The sequence below is a fragment of the Halostagnicola alkaliphila genome (assembly GCF_055379965.1).
Genome location: NZ_AP043824.1, coordinates 288,122 through 303,534, shown reverse-complemented (window position 1 = coordinate 303,534; position 15,413 = coordinate 288,122). Strand labels below are relative to the sequence as shown.

12 protein-coding genes are annotated in these 15,413 nt (G+C 57.3%); 4 read left to right on the top strand and 8 right to left on the bottom strand.

Translation table 11 applies throughout. From position 1 onward, the window contains the following. Nucleotides 1-156: 156 nt before the first annotated feature. The 8 genes from ACZ5C7_RS01240 to ACZ5C7_RS01205 form a co-directional block, all read right to left on the bottom strand. Nucleotides 157-699: a DUF7970 domain-containing protein gene (locus tag ACZ5C7_RS01240; protein WP_464374579.1), complete on the bottom strand. Its 543-nt coding sequence runs from the start codon at nt 697-699 to the stop codon at nt 157-159. Further along, a complete protein-coding gene (locus ACZ5C7_RS01235; RefSeq protein WP_464374578.1) occupies nt 696-1,592 on the bottom strand; it encodes a ParA family protein in 897 nt (298 codons plus the stop codon). The genes ACZ5C7_RS01240 and ACZ5C7_RS01235 overlap by 4 nt, the downstream gene beginning before the upstream one ends. 1,056 nt (nt 1,593-2,648) lie before the next feature. Next, on the bottom strand, nt 2,649-3,017 hold the full coding sequence (locus ACZ5C7_RS01230; protein WP_464374577.1) for a cupin domain-containing protein: 369 nt from the start codon (nt 3,015-3,017) through the stop codon (nt 2,649-2,651). A gap of 107 nt (nt 3,018-3,124) precedes the next feature. Next, complete coding sequence (locus tag ACZ5C7_RS01225) at nt 3,125-6,211, bottom strand: FAD-binding and (Fe-S)-binding domain-containing protein (RefSeq protein ID WP_464374576.1); 3,087 nt, start codon at nt 6,209-6,211, stop codon at nt 3,125-3,127. A gap of 361 nt (nt 6,212-6,572) precedes the next feature. Further along, on the bottom strand, nt 6,573-7,907 hold the full coding sequence (locus ACZ5C7_RS01220) for a methyl-accepting chemotaxis protein (protein ID WP_464374575.1): 1,335 nt from the start codon (nt 7,905-7,907) through the stop codon (nt 6,573-6,575). Between the two features lie 143 nt (nt 7,908-8,050). Continuing rightward, nucleotides 8,051-8,677: an MBL fold metallo-hydrolase gene (locus ACZ5C7_RS01215; protein WP_464374574.1), complete on the bottom strand. Its 627-nt coding sequence runs from the start codon at nt 8,675-8,677 to the stop codon at nt 8,051-8,053. Between the two features lie 127 nt (nt 8,678-8,804). Then, nucleotides 8,805-10,355, bottom strand: coding sequence for a class I adenylate-forming enzyme family protein (locus tag ACZ5C7_RS01210; RefSeq protein ID WP_464374777.1), 1,551 nt, complete (start codon nt 10,353-10,355; stop codon nt 8,805-8,807). A gap of 438 nt (nt 10,356-10,793) precedes the next feature. Next, nucleotides 10,794-11,561: an IclR family transcriptional regulator gene (locus tag ACZ5C7_RS01205; RefSeq protein ID WP_464374573.1), complete on the bottom strand. Its 768-nt coding sequence runs from the start codon at nt 11,559-11,561 to the stop codon at nt 10,794-10,796. Nucleotides 11,562-11,888: 327 nt separating this feature from the next. Between ACZ5C7_RS01205 and ACZ5C7_RS01200 the strand changes: the two genes are divergently transcribed. From ACZ5C7_RS01200 to ACZ5C7_RS01185, 4 genes are all read left to right on the top strand, one after another. After that, the gene (locus ACZ5C7_RS01200; protein WP_464374776.1) at nt 11,889-12,728 is read left to right on the top strand and encodes a branched-chain amino acid ABC transporter permease; all 840 of its coding nucleotides are present in this window, start codon (nt 11,889-11,891) and stop codon (nt 12,726-12,728) included. Next, nucleotides 12,725-13,750: a branched-chain amino acid ABC transporter permease gene (locus ACZ5C7_RS01195; protein WP_464374572.1), complete on the top strand. Its 1,026-nt coding sequence runs from the start codon at nt 12,725-12,727 to the stop codon at nt 13,748-13,750. The genes ACZ5C7_RS01200 and ACZ5C7_RS01195 overlap by 4 nt, the downstream gene beginning before the upstream one ends. A gap of 160 nt (nt 13,751-13,910) precedes the next feature. Further along, a complete protein-coding gene (locus tag ACZ5C7_RS01190; protein WP_464374571.1) occupies nt 13,911-14,630 on the top strand; it encodes an ABC transporter ATP-binding protein in 720 nt (239 codons plus the stop codon). Continuing rightward, nucleotides 14,627-15,331 carry an ABC transporter ATP-binding protein gene (locus ACZ5C7_RS01185; RefSeq protein ID WP_464374570.1) on the top strand — a complete coding sequence of 235 codons (705 nt, stop codon included), beginning with the start codon at nt 14,627-14,629 and terminating at the stop codon, nt 15,329-15,331. Before ACZ5C7_RS01190 ends, ACZ5C7_RS01185 begins: the two co-directional genes overlap by 4 nt. Nucleotides 15,332-15,413: the final 82 nt, after the last annotated feature.

Here is a 15,413-nt window from a genome sequence, read left to right as displayed (position 1 = left end):
TCAGTAATTCCAGCGACCTAATATACTTCGTAGGATATTATAGAGTTTTTAAGAAGAGAATCAGCTAAATGATGCAAAGTCAGTGGAATCTCTTCGAAGATAGTCTGAGACACGCACTAGATGAATATCGCGTTATGGGGTATATGCCTTGACTCGTTACTCGTTTTCTGAGTATCCCATCTGTAGCAATTCCTCGAGAATGTCGTCTCGGTTCCGTAATGCGGCACGATACACCGCTTCACGGACATCGAACTTCGGAACGTCGCGACCGAGTGTGGACTCGAGATCAGTTACGAGATCTCGTTCGCCCTCGATAACATCGTCGTGGACGAAAAACGTGAGTCGTTCGTCGCGTTCGAACTGGACGGATTTGTCCTGAATGGCACGGCGAACGATGTAGGAATGCGACTGCTTTGACTGGGTAGATGAACGCCGAGTAGATTCCGCTTGTCGTTCAGTGGTCGAATCGGACCCGCCCGGAGCGGAATCGGTAGCCTCGGAAGCACCGACGGAGTCCGAACTCGTTTGGTCTTGGTCCGAGAGCGGTATGCTCTCAGCTGATTCCGACTGAACCGATGTCTCTCCTGTAGTTTCGGTCCCCGTCTCATCGTCCGACCTCCCATCGGCAGGTTTCTCGTCGGTCGCCTCTTCGTCATCCCCCCATAGATCGTCGCCGGATCCCGACTTGAGACCGGTCATGCGTGGACCTCCACGTCCTCGCGCTCGATCGATCCCTCTTCCGGAGGATTCGGTGCCTCGATATCGCCCTGGGATTCGAGATGGCGGGCCAATCGATCGAATTTCTCGAGGGTCTCGAGTTCGTACTCCCGTCGACGGTCGCGGTGTTCGCGCACGTACGTAAACGCACTACACTTCTTGCGCCAACAGCCCTCAAGTAACGACGTTCGATCTCGGAGAATAGCCGGGACGTCGAATCCCTGCGTTTCGATCTCCTCGATGATGGTGTCCTGATCACGGGTGCCCTTGAATCGGTTCGGCACTGCCGCGAGGACCCCGATATTGATCTCAAGTTGTTCCTCTAAGTTCGTGACGAGATCATCGAGACCGCTTACGGATGCCTGTCCCTTGCCCGAGGGTTCGAGCGGCAAAACGAGATTCCGCGTCGCATCGAGTGCGTTGTACAGATGCGGCCCCGAACTCGCAGGCGGATCGACGATCAACACGTCGTAGTGTTTGTTGACGTTCGCTTCGCGGAGAACCCGTTGGAGTTGGGTCCACATGGGGAACGATTCGCCGAAATCACTGCGAGCCTCCTGTTCTTTTCGCAGCGCTTCGCCCAGATCTTCGAGTCGGTTGTGTTCCGGGATGATATCGACGCCGTGTTCGACAGTCCGAACGAGGTCGCTGAAGTCCCCGTTCGCGCGCCCGACGAGATGGTGTACCAGCGTGTCCGTGTCTGTATTTGCCCGATCGTCGTCGACATCGAAGAGATAACTCAGGTCACCGTCCTGTGGGTCGAGTGGAACGACGAGGACGTCAAGCCCTGCTCGAGCGTGTGCAACCGCTAAATTCGCACTAAGCGTCGTTTTCCCGACGCCGCCCGCTTCACTGTATACCGCGTATGAAAGCATGTATGAGTTTCATTGAAGGCATCAACTATAAGTTTTCGTCAGACCACTCAAACAGAGCACACACCCATCGCCAACAAATAGAGGTGTCATTTATATACTTCGAATGTAACCACTGCCCGAAACAATCATTTGAAGCCAACGTTTGAAACATACATTTGTACCCAACACTTGCAACCAGTGTTTGGAACATACGAACGGCACAAACAACCAATATTATTACTCCCAACGTCCATTTGTACGAATGACAGACAACGAATGGAAGTAACAATTAGTAACATCAAGTGTGAGTTTTGTACAGAGCATTTTATTGTTTGTATCAAATAGTTGGTTTGATCGTACAACAACACCATTCCAAACACTTGTTTGGATCAAATATACCGATAAAACGCTAGAGACAAGTAGTCGAGTCGTACTAACAGCACAAATCCATAATACAACGAACGAAGACAATCCGAGCGACCAGCTCCTGAACGGTATCAAATACACAAAACGAGCGGTCTGTCAAAATGAGTTGATGTGACGGGTCACGACGACATGGCTGAAGAGTCGTCGGTGAAGATCTAGTCCCGTTCCAAGCGTCGACTGGTGAGCGAGCACAGTTGGCGCCATCAATTTCACCCACCAGCTCAGGATTGGAACGCCAGTGGGTGCAATCGATCAAGAAATCTCCAGACTGTTTTCAGCGACAAGGAAAATTGCAGCAACCGAGATGCAATAACGCTTAGCGAACACAAGAGATTCGAAATTTCGGATGCCAAGACAATGAGTAGGCGAAGAGTTCGAATGCGAAACGAGCAGAGTAGATTGTATAAACCACATACTGCGATACCCAAACTTTGGTCGTGAACAGTACGCAGTGCTGGCACCAGCGCTCGGCTTCGAATGCGACAACAGGATCGCCAGTCAAATGGGTGGGCTCGGACTCGGTGCTGTCGTACTGGCCTTAAAACTGCAACCTTCCTGTACCGGTGCTACCCCGGTGGTGGCGGGTATGAGCCAGCCGATTCGACGCCGCTCGAGCGAATCGGCGGAGTGACCTCGAGCAGGACGTACTGGTTAGGGCTCGTAGACCTCAGCGTCGTCCACGGAGGGGGCTCCCAAGGCGAGTACCTCGACGGAATCGGACGCATCATCCGGATTGTACGCCCTGTGTGGACTCCCCGGTTCCGCGACGAATACGTTTCCAGCTTTCGTAACGAACTCTCCCTCCGGGGTTTCGATATGGAGTTGCCCGTCGATAACGAAAAAGGCCTCCTCCTGTTCCTCGTGATAATGATAGGCAAGCGGGATTTTCTCGCCCGGAGCGGCCTCGTACGTTCGAATACCGATGTTATTCAGATCGGCAACGTCCGTAATCGAACGTGCCGTCGCCGATCGGTCGTCCATCGCTGGAAGCTCGTTCGGATCGATATTGTGGTATCCCATAGTGAAGTGTACGCAGATAGCATGTTAACAGTTTCTCAAAGAAGAGCAAAGCTCCGACGGTGGGCTGGAAAGGTTTCGAGCGAAGAGTGATTCGGATTCGTTCTCGGTTAGCGAGTCGCGGCGTGGGCTAACAGTTCGATCGGGGTCGGCGGAGACTCTCCGTCGAGTTTCGATCCAGAAAGCGAACTACCGACCGGAACGGGGTCTACTTCCCGTCCCTGGAGTTGAGTACGGCACGAATTCCCCGGTGCCGTCACGACGGGGGCGTCACTTGCATCGATCTGGTCGACGAGGATGTCAGCGATCGACTGACTCATCGAATAATGCTCGGCCTCGTAGCCGAACGTGCCTGCCATCCCACAACAGCCCGAATCGAGGGGATCGACCTCGTAGCCGGCACGGCGAAGGACGCCGACTGCGTGGTGTTCCTTTTTCGACGCTTTCTGGTGGCAATGGCCGTGGTAGGCGACGTAATCGCCCGGCGCGTTCCAGTCGATATTCTGATCGAGGCGGAACTGGTCGAGATATTCACAGATACCGTAGGAGTTCGCGCCAACAGCTTCGACCCGGTCGCCCGAAAGGAGATCCAGGGCATCCGACTGAAACATGACGGCATCCGATGGCTCTACGAGGACGATGTCCCACCCGTCGTTCACGCGTGGCTCGAGTTCCGCAACGTTCCCCTCCATTCGTTCGCGAGCGAGATCGATGAATCCCTTCGAGAGCGGTGGCCGACCGCTCCCAGTCCTTTCGGCGATATCGACGTGTACGCCGGCAGCCTCGAGGACGATGATAGCCGCCTTGCCAACCTCGGGGTGGCTGTAGTTGGTGTACGTGTCGGCGAAAAGGACGGCTTTCCGATTCGCCTCCGCAAGCGGGACTTTCGAACCTCCGCGTGCCTCGAACCAGTCCTGGACGGTCTCGCGGTGGAATTTCGGAAGCGAGCGTTCCCGCGCAATACCGACCGTTTTCTCGGCGAGAAGTTTCGATCCCGGAATCGACTGTGCGAGGTTCGAAACCGGTGCGAGCGTGCTTCCGAGCGAGGCGAGTGTATCGAAGTTAGCGAAGAGTTTGTCACGCAGACTCGCGCCCTGTTCTTGGTGGCGTGCGTGCATAACCTCGGTTTTGAGCTTGGCCATATCGACTTCGCTCGGACAGTCTCGAGCACAGCCTTTACAGCCGATACAGAGATCGAGCACCTCTTCGGCGAACTCGTCGTCGGTCGGATCGTCGGGAAGGTCGCCGCTCATGGCCTGGCGCAACAAGTTTGCCCGTCCTCGAGTAGCCGTGATCTCCTCGTCTGCGGCGCGGTAGGTCGGGCACATGACGCCGCCGGTCGTCTCCTGACTTCCGCGACAGCCGCCACAGCCGTGACAGAGCTCGACCATTCCCTGCATGCCGTTCTCGTTGTCCCAGTTCAGCGCGGGATCGAGACCGGCATCGTAGTCGTAATCATCGTCATAGCGCAGGTGCTCGGTCATGTCGTGGTCGCCACAGACGTTGCCGGGATTGAGCAACCAGTCGGGATCGAAGGCGGTTTTCAGGTCGCGAAACGACTGCCAGAGTTCGTCCCCGTAGAGTTTGTGGTTCCACTGGGTTCTCGCGCGACCGTCGCCGTGCTCGCCCGAAACACTTCCGCCGAATTCGACGACCATGTCGGTCACCTCGTCGGCGATATCGACCATATCGGAACGGTCGCAGTCCGCTTTCGTGTTCACGAGCGGGCGAACGTGGAGGACCCCCGGCCCGGCGTGGGCGTAAAACGCGGCGTCGTTGTCGCGGTCCTTCTCGGCGAGCAGTTCCTGGAACCGCTCGACGAATTCGGGGAGGTGTTCCGGCGGCACTGCGCAGTCTTCGATAAAGCTGATATGTTTTTCGTCGGAGGTCCGCGAGAGCAAGATCGGGAGTCCGGCTTTTCGAAGCGTCCAGAACATCTTTCGCTCCCCGCTTTCGTGGGCCTCGAGACCCGCGAAGGCGAGACGTTCGTCAGTCCGGGGATGATCTTCCGGTGGCGAATTCTCGGTGTCGCCGCCGTCCGGAACTCGGTCGGCGAGGACACCTGCAGTCTGGTCCCGCCCGTGATCATCGTCTTCAGCGTAGAACTCGACGAGCAACGCGGCGTTTGCTTGGGGCGGAACGAGCGAAGCCGCCTCTTCGAACTCCGCCGTGTTCCGAGCCAACCCGAGTAACACGTCGTCGATGAGTTCGACGGCTGCCGGATCGTGTTCGAGAACGTACTGAACGTCGGTGACGGCCTCGAGGACGCTTTCGTAAAACAACAGCGAAACTGCCTTGGTTTCCGGAAGCGGTTCGAGCGAGACCGTCGCCTCCGTCACGATAGCGAGCGTTCCCTCGCTCCCGGCGAGCAATCGGGCGAGGTTGACGGTCCCCGTTTCGGCTTCCTCGACGAGGACGTCGTAATTGTACCCGGAGACGTTCCGCTTCAGATCGGGAAATCGCTCCCGAACGGCGTCTGCCTGCTCGTCGAGAACCGTGGTGATCTGTGCGTAGACGCGCTCGAGAAGCTCCCCGTTTGGATCCGCCTCGGAACGGATCTCGTCGACGGAAATCTCTCCGAGCGTCGTCACGGTCCCGTCGGCGAGAACCGCTTCGCACTCCTCGATGTACGCGTCAGTCTTTCCGTACACGAGCGAATGCGCGCCGGTCGAGTTGTTGCCGATTGCGCCGCCGATGGCGCTTCGATTTCCGGCCGCTGGATCGGGGGCGAACTTCAGACCGTGCGGTTCGAGCGCGTCGTTGAGCGTTTCGAGCACGGTTCCGGACTGAACGCGAGCGCGTTCATCCTCGGGAGAGACGGAAACGATCCCGTCCATGTGTCGGGTGAAATCGAGCACGACCGCCTCGTTGACGGCCTGCCCGGCGAGGCTCGTTCCGCCACCACGCGGAAGGACGGGAATCTCGCGTTTTGCACAGTAGGAAACGACGCTTGCGACGTCCGGGGTACCGTCCGGAAAAACGACGCCGATCGGCGTCTGTTCATACGCACTCGCATCGGTTGCGTACAACTGCCGTGTGTACGTATCGAAGCGAACGTCGCCGTCGATACGCTCTCTGAGATCGTCGACGAGACCCGGACGGTCCACGTCCGTAGAAACGTGCTCGTATTCCGCCCTAGAATCCGCTGTTGGGGTTGCTGTACTGCCGTCGAGTGGATTGTTGGAGCTCGTAGTCATCGCTTGGAAGTGACCGAGTCGAACAGCGGTTTACGGCCGCGAACGGAGGCCTTGGATCGAGGTATGGATATCGGATTTGCAGACCGAAGAACGCCGATCATTGTGCATCACCGGGACGATGGATTCCGATATCGGGAACGGGCCTCAGCAGAGAGTCGAGACTCGTGGTACCGCGACCGGCCAAATTCGCCACAGGAAATTCATCGGGGCTCGATGCTCTCCCGATGAGACGGTTTCGCATTCACTGAATACCAGTCACCAGCGCTATTTAAGCATTTTTTCTCGAACGTTCTCCTGACAACCACCTCACTCGATCGGGCGTCTGCGAGCGAATCGAACCCAGAAGACCGAAATACCGTTGTTAGGAGAGGTCGGACTCGAGTTCCCGAACGTCGTCCCGAACTTCTCGAACCTTTTCGGCCTGGTCGTCGTTGGTCTCGGCGAGCGTCTCGATTTCGGCCGCGACATCCTCGATCTGGTCGACGGACCTGCCGAGCATCGTGGCGACCTCTTCTGCAGTCGCGGCCTGATCGTCGGTTGCCCCGGCTATCTGATCGATACCGGTGTTCGCTTCCTCGACTGCGGCCTTGATTTCGGATTGTTTGTCGTCGACCGTGCGTGCTCGCTCGATTGCGTCGTCGACCCGGCTGATCGTCGTTTCGACGCTTTCGATTGTCTCGGTCGTGTTCTGGCTGACTTCGTCGACGATGTCTTCGATGGTTTCGACTTCTTCTTTCGACTGGTCGGCGAGTTCTTTCACTTCGTCGGCGACGACGCCGAACCCTTCTGCCCCTGCATCGACCTGTGCCGCCTGAATGTTCGCATTGACGGCGAGAAGGTTCGTTTCGTCGGCAATCTGGTCGATGACGTCGACGACTTTGTCGATTTCCTCCATCCGCTGCTCGAGGTTGCGACTGCTTTTCGAAAGGGTATCGGTCGCGCCTCGAACGTCGTCGATCATCGTGACGATTTCGCCGGTGGCGTCTTTCGATTCCTCGGCTAGCTCGGCCGCTGCTTGGCTCTGGCTACTGACCTCCTCGGCGCTGGCGGAGATTTCTTCGACGGTCGCCGAAAGCGATTCCATCTCATTTCGCACTTCGACGAGGTTCTCGACTTGCTCTTCGGCGAGTTTGTCGACTTCTTCGGTCGTTTCAGCGTTCGTTTGGGCGGCCGCCAACAGATCCCCAACTGCTCCCTCGACCGTCTCGCTGATAGCGGTCTGGATTCGCTCCAGTTCTTTGCGCTGCTCAACCAGATCGGTGACGATCGAAACGTACTCGAACGCACCGATAGATTCACCGTCGGGAGCGCGCAAAGGCGTCCCTGCTGCACGAATATGCCAGCTGTCGCCATCGCTTTCGCCGGAGCGGATCTGATCCTCTCGAACCGGTTCGCCCGTCCGAGCGATTTCCTCGGCCAACGTTTCGTCCACGCCGTCGGTTCCGATAACGTTCATCGCCTTGTTGCCGACGGCGTCATCTTTCGTAATTCCGGTCATTTCGACGTGCGCTTCGTTCCAGTGGGTGATCGTCCCGTCGTCGTCGACGACGACTACGGGCTCCGGAAATTCGTCGACAAGATCGCCGAAAAGACCGCGCCAGAAATCCCGCTGTTCACGAAGCTGCTCCAACTCGGTTTCGTCACCGTTAGTTTCGGCTTCAGCAGAAGGTTGAAGCAATAAGTTCCCATCAGTCATTTACAAGGTTCTAACCAGACGAGTATCATATAACTATTGGCCGCCAAGAGGCGGAGAAGATAGGCTATTCTACTATTCGAGAGAGGCCCCTTCAAAACACCGGCCCACGCCAGCATGGGAAATTGCAGTTCCTGTGCGAACCGTTACTGTGGTTTGCCGTCGAAATTAACGAACTCGTCGATTTTGGCCGCCGCATCCGATTTCACGGACGAACCGTGATAGACGAGACCGACATCGAACTCGAACTCGAGTAGCCGGTCGAGGTGCTCGTCGGCTTCGAGGAGGTCCGCCGAATAGTAGCCGGTTGGCAGGACGAAGTACCCCGACGGCAACCCTCGAGCGTCGGAGCCGAATACCGCATCGCCGAGAACGGCGACATCGTTCGATTCGTCGACCAGTGCGTGGTGATCGGGCGTGTGACCGGGGACGTAAACGGCCTCGAATGGCCCGATCGTATCGCCAGTTGAGAACCGGCGGTCGACAAGAGAGTCGTCGACGTCCGTCTGCGTTGGAACCCACGTTTCGACGTCGTACCGTTCGTTCACCGCTTCGAGTCCGCCGATATGATCTCCATCTCCGTGAGTGATGATGACGCGTTCGGGTTCGATACCGATGTCCGCGATGGCTTCGAAGAGGGTTTCAGTAGTATCGGGAAGACCCGTGTCTACGAGAGTCGGGACTGGTAAATCGATGAGATACGCACGGTAGCGTCCGTTACCATCGTCCTGTACCGTGATATCGTACACTCCTGAAACGACCTCTGTGACCATACCACACCTTCGTTCGCAATTTTATTAAAATTGCCGTCGAAAACCGGTCAGAGAGGCGAAAAGGGGGCAGACCGAATATTCGTCTCGGGGAGTGAGATCGAACAATCAGTGAAACCCATCGGGTCGGTTATTTGATGTCGAAAAAGTCTCGCAAAACCGTCTCCCGTTCGATCGTTCCGGTATCAGTCCGGGGGAGTTGCTTCTCCGTGAAGACGTACTCTCGCGGCCGCTTAAAATTCGCCAGCCGATCGTGATCCTGACAGAATTCGTCGAGTTCGGGTTCAGCGGCGTCAGTCTCGTCCTCGACGCAGGCGACACAGACGACTCGCTCTCCCCAGTGATCGTCCGGGAGGCCGATCACTACCGCTTCATCGATGACGTCGTATCCCTCAAGGACTTCCTCTACCTCCTCGGGGTAGATGTTTTCGCCGCCGCTGACGATCATGTTGTCCGCGCGACCGATGATATGGAGATTGCCGTCGGAATCGACCTCCGCGATATCACCCGTTCGGAGCCACCCCCCGACGAACAGTTGCGCTGTTTCCTCGGGACGGGCGAGGTAGCCGTCCGTCATTCCCTCGCCTCGAGCGATCACTTCGCCGGTTTCGCCAGTGCCGACGGTCGCGTCGGGATCGAGGGAGTCGGGAGTCCCCGCCGGTTCCACGACCCGAACCTCCCACATGAACGATTCGTTACCGATCGTGCCGGGGTGGTCCGACTGGAGTGATGGACGTGCGTACGTAAGGTTCGGCCCCCCTTCCGTCAACCCGTACGTATTGTAAAGATTGTCGGTGAAATAGTCCGAAACGTCCGCAACGAGCGCCTTCGTAACAATCGACCCGCCGGTTCGAATGTACGAGAGGTCGTCGATCGCGTAGTCGCCCTCGCGCTGGGCATCGATCAGCGCGTGAAGCTGCGTCGGTACCGCTAACAGCCCGGTAACATCGTGCTCGTCGATGAGTTCGAGTGCCTCGTGCGGATCGAAATGGGTCTGTACAACCATCGTCGCACCGGCCTGGATGTGCGGAAGAATCCACGCGTCACACGTCACCATGTGATACCACGGGGACGTAACGAGTGCGGTATCAGCCTGCTCGATACCCATCTCCATTATCACCTGTGTACTTCCGAGCCACATCGACTCCTGACTGTGTAACACGGCTTTGGGCGTGCTCGTCGTTCCGCTGGTGTAGAAGACTCCGTGCTCGTAGGCAGAATCCGTCTCGATCGGGTCGCTCGAGGCCTCCTCGAGGATTGCCTCGTAGGACTCGACGGCATCGTGATCGACGGTTGCGTCGCCGCGGTGAATACCGGTCTGGATAGCCGTCCGATCGAGAACTTCCACCGCTTTCTCGACGTTGTTGTCGTCGAACAGTAATGCCGTCGCCTCGGTCGGTTCCAGCATCGAGACGATGCTCCCTGGGCTCTCCCGAAACGGCAATTGGACGTTTCCGATTCCGCGCTTGTGACTGGCGATCATCGATTCGATAGCCAACACGCTGTTACACGCCAACGTCGCTATACGGTCCCCCTCGCACCGCTCCGTCAATGCGTTCGCCAATCGAGACGATCTGTGATCGAGTTCCCCGTACGTCTCGCTCCACCCGTCGTCAGTAATAATCGCTGTTTTGGCCGAATAGCACCGTACTGACCTGTTAAAAGACTCAATAAAGTTCATCGTTTTTCCAAGGTACGTCATACCACTTCCCATCTACATTAATAATTTTCGTCTGCCGTCATCGATATCGGTGCGAGCTACACGAGCGTCTCCATAGCAGTTCGACCGACAGATCGACGATCTTCCATCGGTATGGGACGGGGCGTCGGACACCGGAACGCGGGGGTGATCGAATGGTCGTCAGCCGACTCGGAGGAGAGGGGCCAAAGCAGTTCGAAGCCCAAGGAAGAAAACGAACTGAAGAACGAGGATCGAAACGAGCGCAGAGGGAGGAGCGAAGCGGACCATGAAAGAGGAATGGGGCCGAGGGAAGGGGCGAAGCGGACCATGAAAGAGGAATGGGGCCAAGGGAAGGGGCGAAGTAACACCGGGAAAGGGAGGAACGGAACCGAGAACAGAAGATCGAAACGAGCGCAGAAAGGCCGACGGCTCGACCGATCAGTCGTACGCGAGACGAAGTTCGACGTCGTTGACCGCTTCCAGTAATGAGCCTCGAAGTTGGGTAGTACAGTACTCCTCAGTGAGTCGACTCGCGGCCCCCGCGATCGTGATCGCAGCGATCGGTTCCCCGTCGAGAATTATCGGGGCCGCAATCGCGTGGACGCCCGTAAAGTCCTCTTTCTTGTTCCACGCGACGCCCGTGGTACGAACTTGCTCGAGTTCCTCCTCGAGTTCCGCTGGATCGGTGATCGTGTTCTCGGTGTGGCTCGGGAGATCATCCTGTGCGGTCAGTTCGTCAACCGTTTGTTCGGGCAAATGCGCGAGAATCGCTTTTCCACCCGAGGTGGAATGTAGCTGTTTCCACTGCCCGACAACGGAATGACTGTTAAACGTGTTATTTTTCACTGAGCCGTAGAGAAACATGACTCGGTCGTTTTCGTGAACGACGAGCCAGACCGCTTCGTTGGTCTCGGCGGCGAGCATATCTACCCTATCTTTGGCCGCGTGGAAGACGTCGTACTGGTTTCTGACGTCTATGCCATCGCCGAAAAACTGTAGTCCCGGTCGATAGATTCCGCCTTCGTTGACGACGTACCCGTGTTGTTCGAGAGTTGCGAGATGCTTGTGGACAGTGCTTTTCGCGAGATCCAGCGTGTTGGCGATTTCCGTGACGCCAGCACGCCCACCCTCCTGGACGCATTCGACGATAGCGAACAGTGTTTCGTCGGATTTGACCGATTGGCTTTCTGGACCGGGATCACTCATGGGAGACGATTACTCACCGGTTCTATTGAAGGTTATTCATGAATTCTCGAGAGCGGTTACTCGGTGAGAATCGTCCGTACGACTCGAATCCGCAACCGAGACTCGTATTCGTTCGTTCGAAGCGATTAGTTGACAATACCAACCAGAATTTATAATAGTCTGCTGGCAAGCTATACGATAGAGCATGGTTAGAACGCCACATGGAAATGGGGGACACATGGGACAGAAACCCGTGATAGTCTACCACAATCACCCTCGAGAAGGGAATCGGCCGCGTCCACCAACGGGGAGGGCTGATAGATGGCGGTAGAGTTAGCAACCCGAGTGATGGAACTCCTGATCGACGGCATCGCTCAGGGCGTGGTGCTCGCACTACTCGGAATCGGCATCACCATCGTCTTCGGTCTCGGCGGGGTTTTGAATCTCGCAATCGGCATTTTCGCCGTCCTGGCAGTCGTCGCCGCCGTCGCCATTCTCGGCGTCGTCCCGAGCGCACCGGCGGCCATCCTCGCTAGTATCGTTATCGTCGCGCTGGCCGGATTAGCGATCGACAAATCGGCGCTTTCGCTCGTCTACCAATCAGAAGGCGAAGAACGGATCCTGCTGGGAATCTTCGTCACGCTCGGGCTAGCGATCTTCCTCGAGGGACTGCTGGTCACGTACTACCCCTCGAGTTACTCGCTCTCGAGCGGCGTCCCGTCCATGACGATTTCGGGCGTCCAGATCCGGGGCTCGTCGATCGCGGTAATCGGCATTTCGATGCTGATCTTTACCATCCTGTATTACTTCTTCAGTCGCACGTACCTCGGTGCGGCGACCCGAACCGTGATGCAGGACGAAACCGGGGCGATTCTGTGTGGGATCAGCCCCCGACGAATGCGAACGTTCGTCTTCGTTCTCAGCGCGGTTATCGCCGGCATCGCCGGAATCCTCTACAGCTTCTCGGCGACGGTGAGCGTGGCGACCGGCTTCGAACTCACGATTCTGGCACTCATCGTCTCGATCGTCGGCGGCGTCACGAGCATCGTGGGGGCGGTCGGTGCCGGGCTCGTTATCGGCATCATCGTGACGTTCACGAGCGCGTACGTGGGCGCGTACGTTGCGGAAGTCATCCTGTTCGTGATCGCTATTATCGTTCTCATCGCGCGACCGGAGGAGGTAGCATGACTGACACTCAATCGACTGTAAGCCTGAACTCGATGACGACGTGGGACCGGATCAAGGTCCCCTTGCTCGTAGCGTTCTTCGCAACGATACCGCCGTTGTTCTTCCACCTACAGGTGATCTCTCGGCTGTTCGTTATGATTCTTATCTTCTCGGTGCTGGCGCTCGCGCTCAACATCGTGTTCGGCCATACCGATCAGTTATTCCTCTTCGTGGGGGCCTTAACCGGGCTCGGTGCCTACTCGACGGCACTCACAGCCGACTACCTCGGCGTCTCGCCCTGGGTCACGATTGTTCCGGGTGCGATCTTCGTCGGCCTGGTCGGGCTCGTCGTCTGTTATGTCGCCGCGAGACGGCGGTTCACCGTAATCTTGATCTCGATCCTGACGCTCGCGCTCCAGTTTGCGATCATCGAAATCTTCGTCGGAGCCCGTAATATCACCGGCGGGAGTACCGGATTCACGTTCTCCGGGCTCGGGCTCGAGCCGGTCCAAAACGCCCTCGGCGTGCACGAACACTTCGTGCTCTACTACATGCTGTTGGGCATCCTCACGGCGCTCCTGTTGTTCTACCAGTGGCTTCGAACCTCGAAGTACGGCGTCGCGTTTAACACCATCCGGCAGGACGAAGTCGCCGCGGAAGCGATCGGCGTCGACGTCGTGCGCTACAAATCCATTGCCGGGTTCGTGAGCGCGTTCATCATCGGATTCATCGGACCGATGTACGCACAGCTCGAGGGGATCATCTTCCCGGGCCTGTTCGCGTTCGACGCGATCGACGTGCTGGTCCTAATCATCCTCATCATCGGCGGGCTCCGAACGACGCTCGGCCCGGTCATCGGTGCCGCGATCGTCATCATGGTCAACGAAGAGCTCCAGGGCTTCGGACAGTGGCGGACGGCCCTCTTCGGATTCCTGTTGATCGTGATGTTCCTGTACTTCAGACAGGGCGTCGTTCCGTACGCGGACAAGATCGAACGGGAACACCTTCGCATCAGAGAGCGGTTCACGAACTGGTTGGACTGACCACCAGCGAGGAAAATCGCCTCCAGGGCTGAATTGACGGCAACGAACATTTTTTCCAGTATCCGCGCGGGTATTCGAAGCTGAACGACAAATCCGTCACAGAGTGTGACTGACCAACAGAGCCCAAACGATTTATATCGGTGGGAGAAAATATCGCAGTATGCTACGCGGGACAAACGTAACGAAGCGATTTGGTGGGCTGACGGCCGTCGACGACGTCAGTTTCGAGATCGAACAGGGGGAAATCGTCGGATTAATCGGCCCGAACGGGGCGGGCAAGACGACGCTGTTCAACACCATTACGGCAGTCCATCCACCCGAAGAGGGATCGATCGAGTTCAACGGCACCGAGCTCACGGATCTCAAACCGCACGAAATCGCCCAGGAAGGGATCGCCCGAACGTTCCAGACCGCACGGACATTCAACGAGTCGAGCGTCCTCGAGAACGTCGCCGTCGGCTCGATCTTCGGAAACGATGAGTCGATCGAAGTCGCCGAAGAACGGGCTCGAGAGTGCCTCGAGTTCGTCAACCTCTCCGAACTCGAGGCCGAGGAAGTCAGCAGCCTCAATCTCGTCGACCGAAAGCTGTTGGAACTCGCACGCGCGCTGGCGTCGGATCCAGATCTCATTCTCGTCGACGAGATCGGCAGCGGTCTCACTCCCGTCGAACTCGAGGAGTTGACCGAAAAGTTACAGCAGGCAAGCGAGGAGCGATCCATTTCGATCATCTGGATCGAACACATCATGGAGGCGATCATGGGATCGACCGACCGAATTATCGTGCTCAATCAGGGCGAAAAGATCGCCGACGCGACGCCCACGGAAGTACAGCAAAACGAGCAAGTGACGGAGGCCTACCTTGGAGGTGCCGAAGTATGACGCTGCTCGACGTCGAAGACGTCAACGTCGGCTACGGCGATCTGCAGATCCTCTGGGACGTCTCCCTCGCGATCGAGGAAGGCGAATCGGTGATCGCCCTCGTTGGGCCGAACGGCGTCGGCAAGACGACCTTATTGAAGACACTTTCGGGGATCCTCGAGCCGAGTTCGGGCCGAATCGAAATCCTCGGCACCGATATCTCGAACTACTCCGCCGAAGAAATCGTCGGGAACGGATTCGTCCACATCTCGGAAGAACGCAACCTCTTCGGCGATATGTCCGTGTACCAAAATCTTCGGATGGGGTCTTACACCGAACGAGACGCCTTCGACGACACCCTCGAAGAGGTCTACGAGATGTTTCCCGTCCTCGAAGAGCGCCGCGACCAGAAAGCCGGGACGCTCAGCGGCGGCGAACAACAGATGCTCGCGATCGGTCGCGGGCTAATGGCACAACCGCAGTTGCTCGCACTCGACGAACCCTCCGGCGCATTGGCTCCCCAGCTTGCCGAACGCGTGTTCGAAAAAATCGAGGACATTAGCGACGACGTGCCGGTGTTGCTCGTCGAACAACACGTCGACAGGGCACTCGAGATCGCGGATCGAGCGTACCTACTCGAGAACGGGCGGATCGTCACCTCCGGGACGGGTGACGAACTGCTCGAAAGCGACCACGTGATGGACGCGTACCTTCGTGGGTGATCGGCGACAAACGCGACGGCTGAGACTCGAAAATAAACCACCATCGTCGGGTCGATTCTGCGGATATTCCACGAGTAGTTTC